The organism is Krasilnikovia sp. M28-CT-15 (assembly GCF_047159595.1).
Taxonomy (GTDB): Bacteria; Actinomycetota; Actinomycetes; order Mycobacteriales; family Micromonosporaceae; genus Actinoplanes.
In genome coordinates this window covers 4,590,717-4,606,556 of sequence record NZ_BAAGAK010000001.1, presented here as the reverse complement: position 1 = coordinate 4,606,556, position 15,840 = coordinate 4,590,717, and the positions used below count along the sequence as shown (strand labels likewise).

Genomic DNA, 15,840 nt, shown 5'->3' with positions numbered 1-15,840 from the left:
AGCGGTTTCCGCCGCGGTGAGTTCTTCCCACGACGGTCCGTAACAAGTCAGCATCATCAATCAACCCGGCCGGGCCGACATGTATGTCCATCGATTCATGGAGGACTGTGATGTCCCGTAACCAGCTGCTGCCCGCCCTCGGGGTGGCGGTGCTGGCGGTCGCGCTGGCCGGTCCGGCAAGCCCGGCCAGCGCCGCCCGGCCCCTCGTGCCACCCGGTGTGACCGCGGCCTCGCCCGGCCCCGCCGGGCCGCCAGCCGATCCGGGCCGCCGGGTCACGCTCGTCACCGGCGATGTCGTGACCTATACCGCCCGTGCAGGCGCGTCGCCCACCGTCACGATCGACCCCGCGCCACGGCCCGGTCACGTACCGCCGAGCTTCCTCGCGCGCGGCGACCGCACCGGCTACTACGTCATCCCCTCGGATGCGCAGGCCGCGGTCACCACCGGCACCCTGGACCGGGCACTGTTCAATGTGGCGCTGCGCAGCCGTACCCCCGAAAGAGAACTCGGCCTGCTCGCCAAGAGCCAGGCCGGACCGGCGGCGGTCGCGGCACTGCCCGCGGCCCGGCTCACGGCCCGCATCGCCACGGCCAAACTGGCCGGGGTACGGGTCCCGCTGGCGCGCGCCGCGGAGTTCTGGCACGCGGCCGCGCCGAGGCTGGGTGGTTCGATCGCCCGGCTGTCACTGGACCGCAGGCTGACGGTGACGCTCGACGAGAGCGTGCCGATGATCGGGGCCCCGGCGGTGTGGCAGGCGGGCTTCGACGGCACCGGTATCACGGTGGGCGTCCTGGACACCGGGATCGACGCGACCCATCCGGACTTCGCCGGGCGCATCACCGAGGCCAGAAGCTTCGTCGACGGCGAGGACAGCAACGACACGTACGGGCACGGCACCCACGTCGCGTCCACGATCGCCGGCACCGGCGCGGCGTCCGGCGGGACGTACAAGGGGGTCGCGCCCGGGGCGAAACTGCTGGTCGGCAAGGTGTGCGACGGCAGCGGCTCGTGCCCGGAGTCGGCCATCATGGCCGGCCTGGAATGGGTGGCCGGCAGGGCGAAGGTCGTGAACCTGAGCCTCGGCGGGGACCCCGGCGACGGCACCGACGACCTGAGCAAGCTGGTCGACACACTCACCGCGAAGACCGGCACGCTGTTCGTCATCGCGGCCGGTAACAGCGGCTGCGCGCCGTGCGTGGCAGCGCCCGGTGCCGCGACGTCCGCGCTGACCGTGGGCGCGGTGGACAAGCAGGACAAGCTGGCGGCGTTCTCCAACCGCGGGCCGCGGCTGGGCGACGCGACCGTGAAGCCGGAGATCGTGGCGCCGGGCGTGACCATCACCGCGGCGCGTGCCACGGGCACCTTCCCCGACATTCCCGGCGACCCGCGGTACGTGCCGCTGTCGGGTACCTCGATGGCCACTCCCCATGTCACCGGGTCGGTCGCGCTGCTGGCGCAGGCCCGGCCCGCAGCGGACGCGACACAGCTCAAGGACGCGCTGGTGTCCGCCGCCAAGGACGACGCCCGGAGCTGGAACGAGCAGGGCGCGGGGCGCCTCGACGTGGCACGCGCGGTGACGCAGCACGTGGCCGGGCCCGCCTCGGCGAGCTTCGGCAGGCTCGAGCGCGCGGCGACGCCGACCACGCGCACGCTGACCTACACCAACGGCACCGCCGCGGCGGTGCCGCTGACGGCACACCTGTCGGTGACGTCGTGGAGCGGTGGCGCCCCCGTCGACGGCCAGGTCAGGCTGTCGCGCGACGCGGTGACCGTACCCGCCGGTGGCACGGCGGCGCTCGATCTCACGATCGACCCACGGCTGGGCGCCCCGGGCGTGTACGGCGGCATCCTCACCGCGACCGGCCCCCACGGCGTGACCCTGCGTACGCCGGTGAGCTGGTACGTGCCGCACCCGCCGAAGGCGCACGTCAGCCTGACCGTCGCACAACTCGGCTTCGACGGCCGGAAGCTCACCGGCGACAGCCCGGTGACGGTCGTCCGCGACGAGGTCAGCGCCGACCCCGACGACCCGTTCGACCCGGCGGAGGTGTTCTTCTGGGCGCGCAAGCAGGGCGATGTCTGGGTGGCCAGCGTGCCCGAGGGCACCTACTCGGTGCTGTCCCAGCACTCCGACATCCGGACGGACACCCGGCGATGGGTGGCCCTGGCCGCCACCAACGTCAAGGTCGGCAACCACGGCGCCTCGGTCACACTCGATGCGCGCCGGGCGGTGCCCTCCCGCGCGCAGGTGCCGGAACCGACCTGGCAGTACGACCACCAGCTCGGTGTGACGGTCAACGTCCGCCCGTACTATTCGATCACGCTCTTCCTCCCCAGCCGGGGCGACCAGAACATCCAGCTCTACGCGACGCCCACCGCACCGGCCGAGCGGGGCTCGATGACCGCTCAGCAGTCGTTCACGCTCGGGCAGCGAGCCGTGCGCCTGCACGCGGGCGGCAAGGACATCGCCGCGCAGTTCGAGCCGTTCCAGGTCACCTCGAAACTGGCCGGCGACCGCGACCTGCCGCTGGTGTTCGCCGGTGCGGGCACCCCCGACGACTTCGCCAAGGCAGGGGTCAAAGGCAAGGCGGCCCTGGTCAAGCTGCCTGCCCCGACCACCGGCCAGCCCTGGGAGCGGTACTGGGCGGCGGTGCGGGCCGCCGGGACCGCCACCGGCAACGGTGCCGAGGCAGGCGCGGTGGCCGTCCTGCCATACCTGGACGCGGCGGGCGCCCTGCCGATCGGGCAGCCGTCCGAACACGGCCCGGACAACCCGATGGCGATCCCGCAGATGTCGGTGAGCAACGCCGACGGGGAACGGCTGCGCGCCACGCCGGGCACCCTTCAGATGCACGTGAAGCCCAACCCGGCAGCCATGTACCACCTGCACTTCGGCAAGGGCAACGGCATCCCCGCCGACCTGACCCACCGCGTCGGCACCGGCGCGCTGGCGAAGGTGCGCAGCCGCTACCACGCCGACGTGCCGGGCCTCGGGCTGTACCAGTGGTGGCTGGCGTTCCGCACCGACTCGGCGGGCGCCGCGGCCAACCCGTACATCTACCTGAATGCACCGGCCGAGATCGACGACTACGTCGGGCCCACCGACCGCAAGGATTTCTGGCGGCGGTCCGCGGCCATCGAGGACGGCAGCCACAACATGTTCAGCCAGGTCGACTTCTCCTCCTCGCGCGGCCCGCGGGAGGACTGGCTGGCCGGGCCGATCTCCATGGCGACGCCGGATTCGGGAGACGGGGCCGGGTTCTTCCGGTGGGGTCCGGACCGTCTGTTCGCCTCCCCCTACCTCAGTGACGGGTCGTTCGGGCACGTGGCCGACATCGACTGGGGATCGGTGTATCCGTTCACCTACAAGCTGTTCCGGGACGGCACAGAGATTCCCGGCCGGCCGTATCCCGGGCTGAACACGCCGTACTTCGACCTGCCGGCCGACCCGGGCAGCTACCGCCTGGAGGGCACGTTCGTCCTGCCGCCGACCAATCCGTGGTACTCGCCGAGTCAGGCGGTGCGCCGGATGTCACCCCGGGTGGACAACGTGTGGATTTTCACCTCCCGACGACCCACGACCACCGGCTGCGGACCGGACCTGGGGCAGTGCGAGCGGCAGCCGTTGCTGCAACTGCGCTACGACCTGGGGGTGAGCCTCACCAATACGGCCAAGGCCGGGCAGCCGCACCGGATCGGTGTGCGCGTCGCCACGCCCTCGGGCGCCGTGGGTGCCGGCCGCGTCGCCGGGCTCACCATGTCGTACTCCGCCGATGAGGGACGGACGTGGCAGTCCGCACCGGTCACGGCGGGACACGGACAGTACGTGGCCCTGGTCCACGACCCGAAGGCGGCCACCTCCGTGTGGCTGCGCACCGAGGCGTGGGACACCAACGGCAACCGCGTGCAGCAAACCGTGCAGCAGGCGTACGCCGTCGTGCCGTAGAGACCGCGGGGGTCCACTGCCCGGCAGCCGAACCAGGCTGCCGGGCAGCCGCCCGAAGGCCCCAGGACATTTGTCCCGGCGCGCTGCGTATCGGCGGCCCTGCCGACACCACCGCGCCGTGAATAGCGTCATGACCATGAATGACACAGTGGTACGACTCAGCGGGCTCGTCCGGCGGTTCGGCACCGTCAGGGCGCTCAACGGCCTCGACCTGACCGTGGCTCGGGGGAGCACGGTCGCCCTGCTCGGGCCGAACGGCGCGGGCAAGACCACCGCCATCTCGATCATGCTCGGCCTCTCGCCGCCGGACGGCGGTTCCGCGACGCTGTTCGGCGGGCCCCCCACCCAGGCGGTCCGGGCGGGGCGGGTCGGGGCGATGCTGCAGGACGGCGGTTTCGTGCCCAATGCCACCGTCCGGGAGCTGATCGAACTGGCCCGGGCGCTGTACCCGCGCCCGCTGGAGACCGCGCGGATTCTCGACGTGGCCGGGCTGAGCGACCGGGCCGGCCGCCGCCTGGACAAGCTGTCCGGTGGCGAGGCGCAACGCGCCCGGTTCGCGTTCGCGGTGGCCGGCCACCCGGAGCTGCTGGTCCTCGACGAGCCCACCTCCGCCATGGACGTCGCCGCCCGGCAGGCGTTCTGGGCGGCCATCGGCCGGTACACGGCCGACGGCGGCACGGTCGTGTTCAGCACCCATCACCTGTCCGAAGCGGACCTGTTCGCCGACCGGGTCGTCGTGCTCGCCGAAGGGCGGGTGGTGGCCGACGCGGCCCCCGCGCAGATCCGGGACCTCGCCGGGGGCCGCACGGTGACCTTCGACCTCGACGGCAGATCCGTGGCGGGACTGGAGTCGCTGCCGGGGGTTCGTTCGGTGGAGGTCCGCGGCGGCCGGGTCGAGCTGACCACGAATGACTCCGACGCCACCGTACGGGCGCTGGCCGCGGCCGGGGGCGACCTGCGGTCCCTGGAAGTCACCGCCGCGCCGCTGGAGGCCGCGTTTCTCACCCTCACCACGTCCGGAACGGAGCACTGATGCGCGCATACCTGCGGTTCGAACTGCGGCGGCTGGCCCGGGACCCGCGACTGATGCTGTTCACCGTCCTGGGCCCCGTGGTGACGTACGCGGTCTTCTCGTCGATGGGGGCGGACGGCGACCGGTTCGACGGCCTGAACGACGCCGCGGCGCTGATGGTCGGCCTGGCCGGCTACGGCGCGGTCGCGGGCGTACTCATCGTCGGCGCGTCCGTCGCCCAGGAACGCGCGCTGGGCTGGCTCCGGCAGCTGCGCGTCACCCCGCTGCCCAGCCGGCAGGCGGTGGTGGCGAAGGCGGTGGTCAGCATGCTCAGCGCGGTTCCGGCGGTGGCCGCGGTGGGCGTCGCGGGACGGGTGCAACACCATGTCGAGCTGGATGCCGGCCGGTGGGCCGCGCTGCTGGCGCTGATGTGGCTCGGCACGGTGCCGTTCGCGCTGCTCGGGCTCGCCATCGGGTACGGGTTCACCCCGCAACTCGCCCAGCCGGTCACGTTCGTCGCCTTCCTGGGCCTGGCGGTGCTCGGTGGCCTGCTCGTGCCGGTGGCCTACTTCCCGGCCGGGCTGCGGCATCTCGCCCACGCCCTGCCCACGTACCGCCTCGCCGAACTCGGGTGGCGTTCGGTGGCGGGACTGGCGCCCACCCGGACCGGCCTCGGCGTGCTCGCCACGTGGACCGTGGCGTTCGCGGGCGCCGCGGTGCTGGCGTACCGGCGATCGACGGCGCGCGGCTAGCGATCGCTACCGTATCCGCCATGTCCGATGTCAGCCGCGCGACGGCCCCCAGCGCGAAGCGCCGCGGCTTCCTGCTCGTGGCCGCCCACGCCTTCTGGTTCTGGCTGCTGGTGCCGCCGGCCGCGGCGATCGCGGACGGCCAGGTGCGCCCGGCGTGGCTGGCGGCCGCCGGGCTGGTCACCTTCGCGTCGCTCTACCTCGCGCTGGTGGCCGTCCCCGTGGCCGGGCTGGCCGTTGCACCCCTGCTGCACCGGGCCGGGCTGGTGTTGCTCGCCCTGCTCGGGATCGCGCTGGCCGGGGCGTACGCCGGTGGCCCGGAGGGCTGGCTGGTCCTGCTGATCTACGTCGCCACGGCCGGAGCGGTGGGACCGGCCCGGGGGAGCTGGGCGTTCGGCTGGGTCGGCGGCGCCACCCTCGCCGTGGTGGTGATCGGGATGGCGCACGGGATCGCCGGCGACACCGTCGCCCAGTCGGCGTTGATCACGATGCTGGCGGGTGCCATGACGGTCGCGTTCGCCCGGATGGCGCAGCTGGTGGAACAGCTGCGCCGGACCCAGCAGGAACTGGCTCGGACCGCGGTGGAGCAGGAGCGGCTCCGGTTCGCCCGGGATCTGCACGACCTGCTCGGCCACACGCTGTCGCTGGTCGTGGTGAAGGCGGAGGTCGTCCGTCGCCTGACCCCGATGGATCCGGACCGGGCCGCGGCGGAGGCCGCCGACATCGAGCGGATCGGCCGGACGGCGCTCGCCGAGGTGCGCGAGGCGGTGACCGGCTACCGGGAGCGCAGCTTCGGCCGCGAGGTGGCGGGCGCCCGCACGGCCCTGGCCGATGCCGGAATCGCCGTCACCGTACGGGAGAGCGGTCAGCCGCTGGGCGTGGAGGCTGATGACGCGTTCGGCTGGGTGGTGCGGGAGGGGGTGACCAACGTGCTCCGGCACAGCCGTGCGTCGCGGTGCGACATCGAGATCCGTACCGATGCTCACGGCTCGTCGCTGACCGTCCGCGACGACGGGGTGGGCGGGCGGCCGGACCCGGGTAACGGCCTGCGTGGCCTGCGGGAACGACTGGTGCAGGCGGGCGGAGCGCTGAACGTCGCCCCGGCACCCGGGGGCGGCCTCCAGCTCATCGCACAGATCCCCGCGACACGGGCGGGGCGGTGACCCGCATGATCCGGCTGCTGCTCGCCGAGGACCAGGGCATGATGCGCGGGGCGCTGGCCCTGCTGTTGAATCTCGAACCCGACATCGAGGTGGTGGCCGACGTCGGGACCGGTGCCGAGGCGCTGGCGGCCGCCGTGCGGGTCGGACCGGACGTGGCGCTGCTCGACATCGAGATGCCGGACGGCAACGGCCTGGACACGGCGGCCGCGTTGCGCGACCGGGTGCCGTCCTGCCGGGTGCTGATCCTGACCACGTTCGGCAGGCCCGGCTACCTGCGGCGGGCGATGGAGGCCGGTGCGGCCGGTTTCATGGTCAAGGACGGTCCGGTGGAGGAACTGGCGGTGGCCGTCCGGCGGGTGCTGTCCGGCCAGCGGGTGATCGATCCGGCGTTGGCGGCCGCGGCCCTGTCGGCCGGGCCCAACCCGCTGACCGACCGCGAACGGCATGTCCTCGCCGCGGCCGTGGACGGCGCCACGGTCGCCGACATCGCGGCCCGGCTGCACCTGTCCGAGAGCACCGTCCGCAACTACCTGTCCGCGGCGATCGGCAAGACCGGCACCCGCAACCGGATCGAGGCGTCCCGCCGCGCCCGGGCGAACGGCTGGCTCTGACGCGGACGCCCGGATGATCGCCCGGGCCGATACCGCCGTATAGATGCGGGCGACGACATCGACGCCCGTTTTGCTTATCATCGCGAGAGTGCTCCCGTCCGGGTGACTTTTCTGTGGTGACGGTCACGAATCCGACACCTCGCCGACACGCTGCGCAATGCCGACGTAACGTTGAGGGCTGCCCAGGGCGGGCCCGCAGCCTGCTGACGCCGACCCGCGAGGTGAAGATGGTGCACGCCCGGTGACCCAGACCACTGATCTGCGGCTGATCGACCTTCCCCCGATCGCTGTCCCCCCGGCAGGACCAGCGGTTTTCCGATCCTCCCCGAATCCGGTCCGGCGCACCCTGGTCGACATTCTCGAGGAGACCGTGCGCGCGCACCCCGGCGCCGGCGCACTCGACCACGGCACCGCGACGTTGACCTACCGCCAGCTGGCCGATCAGGTCGGCGCGGTGCGCGCGTCGCTCACCGTGCACGGCATCGGCGTCGGCGACCGGGTCGGCGTCCGGATCTCTTCCGGTACGGCCGAGCTGTACCTCGCGATCCTCGGTGTGCTCGCGGCCGGTGCCGCCTACGTACCCGTCGACGCGGACGACCCCGAGGAGCGCGCCGAGCTGGTCTTCGCCGAGGCCGGGGTCTGCGCCGTGCTCGGTGACGGCCTGGCGGTGTCGGTGCGCCGCGCTCCGCAGGGCCGGCCCGGCCGGCCCGGCCCCGCCGACGACGCCTGGATCATCTTCACCTCCGGCTCGACCGGCACCCCCAAGGGTGTCGCGGTCAGCCACGGCGCGGCAGCCGCCTTTGTGGACGCCGAAGCGCACCTGTTCCTCGCCGACGGGGTCAGCGAGCCGATCGGCCCGCAGGACCGTGTCCTGGCCGGACTGTCGGTGGCGTTCGACGCGTCCTGCGAGGAGATGTGGCTGGCGTGGCGGCACGGCGCGTGCCTGGTGCCCGCCGAGCGTGCCCTGGTGCGCAGCGGCGTCGACCTGGGCCCGTGGCTGGCCGAGCGGCGCATCACCGTGGTGTCCACAGTGCCCACGCTCGCCGCGTTATGGCCGGTCGGCGCGTTGGACGACGTCCGGCTGCTGATCTTCGGGGGTGAGGCGTGCCCGCCGGAGCTGGCGGAGCGGCTGGCCGTCGGGGCCCGCGAGGTCTGGAACACCTACGGTCCGACCGAGGCGACCGTGGTCGCCTGTGCCGCGCGGATGACCGGCGACGGGCCCGTGCGCATCGGGCTGCCGCTGGCCGGCTGGCAGCTTGCGGTGGTCGACCCGTCCGGCGAGCCGGTCTCCATGGGCGAGACCGGCGAGTTGGTGATCGGCGGGGTGGGACTCGCGCGCTATCTCGACGCGGGCAAGGACGCCGAGAAGTTCGCGGCTCTGCCGGCCCTGGGCTGGTCGCGCGCGTACCGCAGCGGGGACATCGTCCGGGCGGAGCCCGAGGGCCTGCTGTTCGTCGGCCGCGGTGACGAGCAGGTCAAACTCGGCGGGCGCCGGATCGAGCTCGGCGAGGTCGACGCCGCGTTGCAGGCGCTGCCGGGGGTCGCCGGTGCGGCGGCCGCGGTGCAGCGGACCGCGGCGGGCAACCAGCTCCTGGTGGGTTACGTCGTGCCGCACGACGGCACCGACTTCGATCCCGCGGTGGCGACACTGCGCATCCGTGAGCAGCTGCCCGCGGCGCTCGTGCCGCTGCTGGCCGTGGTGGACGCGCTGCCGACCCGTACGTCCGGAAAGGTGGACCGCGCGGCGCTGCCCTGGCCGCTGAGCACCGTGGACGACGCCGCGGGCGAGTTGACCGCGACGCAGGAGTGGCTGGCCTGCGGGTGGGAGGAGATCCTCGGGGTACGTCCCACCGAGGCCGATGCCGACTTCTTCAACCACGGCGGCGGTAGCCTGAGCGCGGCGCAGCTGGTGGCGTGGGTCAGGCGCCGGCACCCGCAGGTCTCGGTGGCCGACATCTACCTGCACCCGAAGCTGTCGCAGCTCGCGGCGGTGCTCGACGGGCTCGGCACCACCGCCGCGGTCCGCCGCGAGGTCCGGCCGACGCCGCGCCGCGCCGGGCTGGTCCAGGGCGTGCTGATGCTGCCGATGCTCGCGCTGGTCGGGCTCCGCTGGCTGACCGTCCTGGCCGCGCTGGGCAACGTCCTCGCAGCTCTCACTCCTGCGCCGTGGGCGCCGGTCGTGTCCTGGTGGTGGGTCGCGCTGGGCTGGGTGCTGCTGTTCAGCCCGCTCGGCCGGATCGGCCTGTCGGCCGGGGCGGCGCGGCTGCTGCTGCGCGGCGTACGCCCGGGCAGCTACCCGCGTGGCGGCAGCGTGCACCTGCGGCTGTGGGCCGCCGAGCGGCTCGCCGAGCTGACCGGTGCGACCAGCGTCGCCGGGGCCTCCTGGATGATCACCTACGCCCGGGCGCTCGGTGCCGAGGTCGGGGTGGACGTGGACCTGCACTCCGCGCCGCCGGTCACCGGCCTGCTCAAGCTCGGTCGCGGTGCGGCGATCGAGCCGGAGGTCGACCTGTCCGGCCACTGGGTGGACGGCGACGTCGTGCACATCGGCAGGGTGCGGGTCGGCGCGGGTGCCCGGGTCGGGGCCCGCAGCACGCTGATGCCCGGCGCCCGGATCGGTAAGGGCGCGCGGATCGCGGCGGGCTCGACTGTGTCCGGTGCCGTCCCGGCCAACCAGCGCTGGGCCGGCTCACCGGCCGCACCGGCGGCCAAGGACCCGGGCGAGTGGCCCGCGCAGCGCCCGCGGCGTTCGAGGATGCGGTCCCGCTTCTGGATCACCGCGTACGGGCTGACCGCGCAGCTGCTGGGGCTGGTGCCGGTGCTGGCCGCCCTGCCGGCGCTCGCCGTGCTGGGCTGGACGGCCGCCTACCGGCCGACCGTGGGCGCGGTGCTGGCCGCCGTCGCGGTCGCGACGCTCGCCTACCTCGTCGGCTACGCGCTGCTGGTGCTCGTCGCCGTCCGGGCGCTCAGCCTCGGCTTGGGTGCCGGGTACCACCCGGTGCAGGGCCGGGTGGCGTGGCAGGTCTGGACGACCGAGCGGCTCATGGGGATGGCCCGGGTGGGGCTGTTCCCGCTGTACGCCAGCCTGTTCACGCCGGTGTGGCTGCGGCTGCTGGGCGCGAAGGTGGGCCGCGGGGTGGAGGCGTCGACCGTGCTGGCGCTGCCCGCGATGACCACGGTCGACGACGGCGCGTTCCTGGCCGACGACACCATGGTCGCCACGTACGAGCTGAGCCACGGGTGGCTGCGGGTCGCCCCGGCCCGCATCGGCAAGCAGGCGTTCCTCGGCAACTCCGGGATGGCGGCGCCGGGCCGGTCGGTGCCCAAGCGTGGCCTGGTCGGCGTGCTGTCCTCGGCGCCGCGCAAGGCGAAGAAGGGCTCGTCCTGGCTGGGTGCACCGCCGATGCCGTTGCGGCGCACCGTCGAGTCGGCCGATACCAGTCGTACCTTCGACCCGCCGCTGCGCCTGAAACTGGCCCGGGCCGCGATCGAGCTGTGCCGGATCATCCCGGTGATGTGCGCCGCCGCGCTGGCCGCCGGCGTGCTGGCCGTGCTCACGTACGTGTGGCAGCTCGCCGGGGGATGGGTGGCCGCGCTGGCCGCCGGGCCGGTGCTGCTCGGCGCGACGATCGTCGCCGCGCTGACCGCGACGGCCGCGAAGTGGCTGCTGGTCGGGCGGTTCCGGGTCACCGAGCGCGCGCTGTGGACCTCGTTCGTGTGGCGTAGCGAGCTGGCCGACACGTTCGTCGAGGTGCTCGCCGCGCCGTGGCTGGTGCGCTTCGCGACCGGGACGCCGCTGCTCACGGCGTGGCTGCGGACGCTCGGCGCCGGGATCGGCCGGGGTGTCTGGCTGGAGACCTACTGGCTGCCCGAGTACGACCTGGTCCGTCTGGGCGACGGCTCGACCGTAAATCGGGGTTGCGTGGTACAGACCCACCTGTTTCATGATCGTGTCATGAGCATGGACAAGGTGACCCTGGGCGCGGGAGCCGCGCTCGGCCCGCACGGCATCGTTCTGCCCGGCGCGAGCATCGGCGCGCGGACCACCGTCGGGCCCGGCTCGCTGGTGACCCGCGGCGACGCCGTGCCCGAGGACAGCCGGTGGCGCGGCAACCCGATCGCGACCTGGCCCGCACCGGCCCCCCGCCGGGCATGATCCGGAAGGTGCCGACGGCGTCCGGCGCCACACCCGGTGCCGAACGTTCGACCGACTCGTACCTTCCCCAGCACGGCAACGGCGGCTACCGGGTCCAGCACTACGACCTCGACCTCGAGTACCGGGTCGCGCCCAACCGCCTCGCCGGCAAGGCGACCATCACCGCGGTGGCCGTCCAGCCGTTGTCGCGGTTCACCCTCGACCTGGGCCGCTTCCGGGTTCAGGACGTCCAGGTGGACGGCCGACCGGCGAGATACCTCCACCGTCCGGACAAACTACAGATCAGGCCGGAGCGTCCGATCGGCGCCGGGGAGACGTTCCGGGTCGAGATCCGGTACGCCGGTAAGCCGGTGCCCATCTCCGGCCGGTGGGGCGACATCGGCTGGGACGAGCTCACCGACGGTGCGCTCGTCGCCAGCCAGCCGAACGGGGCACCGTCCTGGTTCCCGTGCAACGACCAGCCCAGCCAGAAGGCCGCGTTCCGGGTGACGCTCACGACCTCGTCGCTGTACACCGTCCTGGTCACCGGGGATCTCGTCTCCCGGCGTCGGGACGCGGGCAGCACCACGTGGGTGTACGAGCGACGGGAACCCACCGCCCCGTACCTCATGAGCGTTCAGGTCGGGCGGTACGTGATGGTCGACCTCGCCCTGGGCGGCGTGGTCCAGCGCGCTGCGATCCCGCCTGCCCTGCGTGCCCGGTTCGCCCATGATTTCGGCCGGCACGGGCAGATCATGGAGGCGCTGCAACGGCTGTTCGGACCGTACCCGTTCGACGAGTACGACGTGGTGGTCGCCGATGACGACCTCGACGATCCGATCGAGGCGCAGGGCATGGCGGTGTTCGGCAGAAACCATGTCGACGGGCGGCGCACCCACGAGCGGCTCGTCGTGCATGAACTGGCCCACCAGTGGTTCGGCAACAGCCTCACGGTCGCCGACTGGCGCCACATATGGCTCAACGAGGGCTTCGCCACGTACGCCGAGTGGCTGTGGTCCGGCGTCTGCGGTGAGCTGTCGACGGACGCCCTGGCGGCGCACTGGTACGGCCGCGTCGCGGCTCGTCCGATGGACGTCATCCTCGGCGATCCCGGCATCGACCGGATGTTCGACCCGCTGGTCTACAAGCGCGGCGCGCTCACGGTGCACGCACTGCGCAAGACGGTCGGGGACGAGTCGTTCTTCGCGCTGCTGCGGGCGTGGGTCGCGGAGAACCGGCACGCGACGGTGACGACCGAGAAGTTCCGGGAGCACGCCCAGCAGTTCGCCAGGGAGCCGCTGGACGGGCTGTTCGCCGCCTGGCTCGACGGGCCGGCGCTTCCCCCGCTGCCCCGCTAGGGACGGCCGGCCGGGAGCAGGGCGCGCATGGCGTCGTTCTCGGCGGACTGCTCCCGGATGACGTGTTTGGCCAGGCCGTGGATGTAGACGTTGCGGCCGCCGCCGTCCAGTAGGGAGCGGGACATGGTGATCGCGCCCTGATGGTGTTCGATCATGAGCCGCAGGAAGAGGGTGGTGGCCTTCGCGCCCTCGGCCCGATCCAGTTCACGCAGCTGAGCCTCGGTCAGCATCCCGTGCGCGGCGGCACCCGCGCCGCCGTGCGTCCGGCCGCGATCCGGGGACGTGGCGTCCACCGGCTGCTCGCCCCAGGCGGTCAGCCAGGCATTCGTCTCGTCGATCTCCCGCTGCTGGTCGTGGACGATGTACTCGGCGATCAGCCGGAGGCGTTCCGGGACACCGGGTTTGGCGACCAGCGCGCGGCTCATCTGGATCGCCTGCGCGTGATGCACGATCATCATGACCGCGAAATGCACGTCGATTCCGGAGGGCGGCGCCACCGACGCGTCCGCGACCGGTTGCTGCGGTGGCTGTTGGTGGCGCAGGGCGAGGGCGCCGACGGTCAGCGCGGTGGCGGCCAGCACGATCGCGGCGCCCAGGCGGCGCAGGGGCATGGCGGGTCCTTCCTCGGCGGCGGGTCGTTGCCCGGCGGCGGGCCGGCCCGGTCGCGGGGACCGGGCCGGCGCGGGCGTCACCGGGTGCGCAGCCTCACCGCGGCGCGCCGTTGGCGCCCGTACGGGTGTCCGGGGTGAGCTGGTTCATCGGGGTGAAGTCGCGCGGCAGCAGGTCGAAGCCCTGCCAGTGCAGGGGCATCGGGCTCTGGTCCTCGTCGCGTGGCACGTGGTGGAAACCCACCCGCACCCACATCACCGGGTCGGTGAGCGTCGCCTTGTCCCGGGCGAAGTCGAGGATGCTCTTCTTGTCCCGGGGGCAGGCCGGGTCGAGCGTGTTCTCGGTGGCCCACTTCTCGCAGGCGTTCTTCTCGGTGAACGTGACGTCCGGCTTGGTCTCCGGGTGTCCCTCGTAGCGATCGTCGGCTCCGGCCACCAGCTCGTACGAGCGCTTGTGCCCGTCCTCGTTCCTGCTCGTCGGGCTGACCAGGCGCCACCAGCGCTGGTTCACCTTGGAGAACGTGCCTTCCTTGGTGATCGCGGTACGGGTGGTCTTGAGCCGCGTGGCGGTCGTGCCCCGGCCGTCGAGCTTCGAGTCGTATTGTTCGACCTGCTCGTGGCCCTTGCCCGCGAGGTTGAAGTCCACCCGCCAGAATGCGCTGTGGTAGTGCATCGCGGCGAAGTCGCGGGCGTCCTTGCCGATCGGCCAGCCCCGGTCGGCGTTGACGTAGTCGTTGGGGGAGAGGTCGCCGGTCGCGCCGAGGCGGGCGGAGATCTGCCCGTCGTCGTGCAGCCGGTACTCGGTCACGTACTCGTACCAGCCCACCTTGCTGATGGCGCGCAGCACGAGATCCTGGCCCGCCTTCGACAGGACGGCCCGGTCGTCGGCGGAACGGTAGGCGAGCCCGGACTGCTCCGCGCTGACGCACAGCACCTTGCGCCGTTCCGGCTGCTCGCTGCCGTCCGATCCGACCCGCGCCGATCCGCCCTTGCAGTCGTCGCCGGTGAGCGTCTGCAGGCTGCTGCCGCCGAACCCGTACGTGGTCAGGTCGTTGTACTCCGTGTCGCCGGAGTCGTAGGGCACGTTGAGCTGCGCCAGCCGGATCGAGTCCAGCACCTGCACCGACTGGGGATAACGCTGGGAGGCGACGGAGACCTTCTCCAGGACCAGGCCCGCCTTGTCGTTCATCCGCCAGCACAGCTGCCAGGTGGTCCCGTTGGGCAGGGTCTCCTTGACCATGTTGGACGCGGCGCAGGGTGCGGGTGCCGGCGCGGCCGTGGCCGTGGAGGGCACCGCCATCGCGGTCGCTGCGGTCAGGAGGGCAGCGGCGGCCGCTGCCGTTCGGTACGTCATGCTGCCGTTCCCCGTTACTTCAGGCGGGCGACCGTGCGCCCGGAGAGGTCGATGATGATGTGGTTCACGTCGATGAAGTGGCCGTCCCCGGTCTGCACGACCAGCTGCAGGCACCGGTGCGCTCCGCACTGGCCCGCTCCGGTGTCGGCCGGGTCCGCCGTGTAGACGTGCGCGTCCGCGATCAGGCCGTCCTTGCCCGCGAGTTCCCTGCCCGTGGCCTTGCGGTAGCCGTCCTTGAGGTCGGCCGCGAGCGGGTCGGCCAGGAGCAGGTCCAGCGCGGCCGTGACCTCGCCCGGCGACGCCGGCGGTTGCATCCGCGTGGCGGAGTACGACCCGGCGAGCTTGCCCGTCGCCAGGTCGACGACCTGCTTGATGAGCTTGTCGGTTCCGTAGTCGTAGTAGTACAGCTCGGCGTGGCGGCCACCGGATTCGGCGTCCACTTCGGCCGAGAGGTATTCCGGGCCGGCGGCGCCGGTGACATTCCTGGCGGTGGCCGCGAGCTGTGGGGTCACCGCGAGCTTGCGGGCGTTCGCCACCTCGGTGCCGGTCAGCGGATCGCTGCCCGTTCCGGCGGCGGGCTCCGGACCGACCTGCGGATCGGACACCCTCGGCTGCTCGGCGGCCACACCCGGCGGTGTGCTCGGTGACGGCGCGGCGTTCGCCTGCCATGAGGCCGCGCCGAAGGCGGTCACCGCGGTCACCGCCGCGATGCCCAGCCCCCAGGCCCACTTCCTGTAACGATCCACTGTCGGCGTTCCTCCCCTTCGTCAACGGATCGACGATCCACTCTGGTACATGCGGGGAGGCGCGCCGGGGTTGCCGTCGATCCGAGGATTTCTTGTCTTTCTTCTCTCCGGCCGTGTGCGAAGGCGGCTGACAGCCGGACCGGGCGAGTCCGAGCGC

General features: G+C 72.8%; 10 protein-coding genes. 7 read left to right on the top strand and 3 right to left on the bottom strand.

The window, feature by feature from the left end; all coding sequences use genetic code 11:
* Positions 1-110 precede the first annotated feature (110 nt).
* From ACMCNO_RS20970 to ACMCNO_RS20940, 7 genes are all read left to right on the top strand, one after another.
* Positions 111-3,947: a S8 family peptidase gene (locus ACMCNO_RS20970; protein ID WP_412751155.1), complete on the top strand. Its 3,837-nt coding sequence runs from the start codon at positions 111-113 to the stop codon at positions 3,945-3,947.
* Positions 3,948-4,083: 136 nt separating this feature from the next.
* A complete protein-coding gene (locus tag ACMCNO_RS20965; RefSeq protein ID WP_412751154.1) occupies positions 4,084-4,980 on the top strand; it encodes an ABC transporter ATP-binding protein in 897 nt (298 codons plus the stop codon).
* Positions 4,980-5,711, top strand: coding sequence for an ABC transporter permease (locus tag ACMCNO_RS20960; protein ID WP_412751153.1), 732 nt, complete (start codon positions 4,980-4,982; stop codon positions 5,709-5,711). The genes ACMCNO_RS20965 and ACMCNO_RS20960 overlap by 1 nt, the downstream gene beginning before the upstream one ends.
* A 20-nt stretch (positions 5,712-5,731) precedes the next feature.
* A complete protein-coding gene (locus tag ACMCNO_RS20955) occupies positions 5,732-6,871 on the top strand; it encodes a sensor histidine kinase (protein ID WP_412751152.1) in 1,140 nt (379 codons plus the stop codon).
* 5 nt (positions 6,872-6,876) lie between these two features.
* Positions 6,877-7,482 carry a response regulator transcription factor gene (locus tag ACMCNO_RS20950; protein WP_412751151.1) on the top strand — a complete coding sequence of 202 codons (606 nt, stop codon included), beginning with the start codon at positions 6,877-6,879 and terminating at the stop codon, positions 7,480-7,482.
* Positions 7,483-7,723: 241 nt separating this feature from the next.
* Positions 7,724-11,638 carry a Pls/PosA family non-ribosomal peptide synthetase gene (locus ACMCNO_RS20945; protein ID WP_412751150.1) on the top strand — a complete coding sequence of 1,305 codons (3,915 nt, stop codon included), beginning with the start codon at positions 7,724-7,726 and terminating at the stop codon, positions 11,636-11,638.
* Positions 11,635-12,975 (top strand): M1 family metallopeptidase, encoded by a 1,341-nt coding sequence (locus ACMCNO_RS20940; protein WP_412753764.1) that lies wholly within the window; start codon positions 11,635-11,637, stop codon positions 12,973-12,975. The genes ACMCNO_RS20945 and ACMCNO_RS20940 overlap by 4 nt, the downstream gene beginning before the upstream one ends.
* Here the strand turns inward: ACMCNO_RS20940 and ACMCNO_RS20935 are convergent.
* The 3 genes from ACMCNO_RS20935 to ACMCNO_RS20925 form a co-directional block, all read right to left on the bottom strand.
* A complete protein-coding gene (locus ACMCNO_RS20935; protein WP_412751149.1) occupies positions 12,972-13,586 on the bottom strand; it encodes a DUF305 domain-containing protein in 615 nt (204 codons plus the stop codon). The two genes, ACMCNO_RS20940 and ACMCNO_RS20935, sit on opposite strands and share 4 nt — an antisense overlap.
* A 94-nt stretch (positions 13,587-13,680) precedes the next feature.
* The gene (locus tag ACMCNO_RS20930) at positions 13,681-14,937 is read right to left on the bottom strand and encodes a primary-amine oxidase (RefSeq protein ID WP_412751148.1); all 1,257 of its coding nucleotides are present in this window, start codon (positions 14,935-14,937) and stop codon (positions 13,681-13,683) included.
* 14 nt (positions 14,938-14,951) lie between these two features.
* The gene (locus ACMCNO_RS20925) at positions 14,952-15,683 is read right to left on the bottom strand and encodes a hypothetical protein (protein WP_412751147.1); all 732 of its coding nucleotides are present in this window, start codon (positions 15,681-15,683) and stop codon (positions 14,952-14,954) included.
* Between the last annotated feature and the right edge of the window lie 157 nt (positions 15,684-15,840).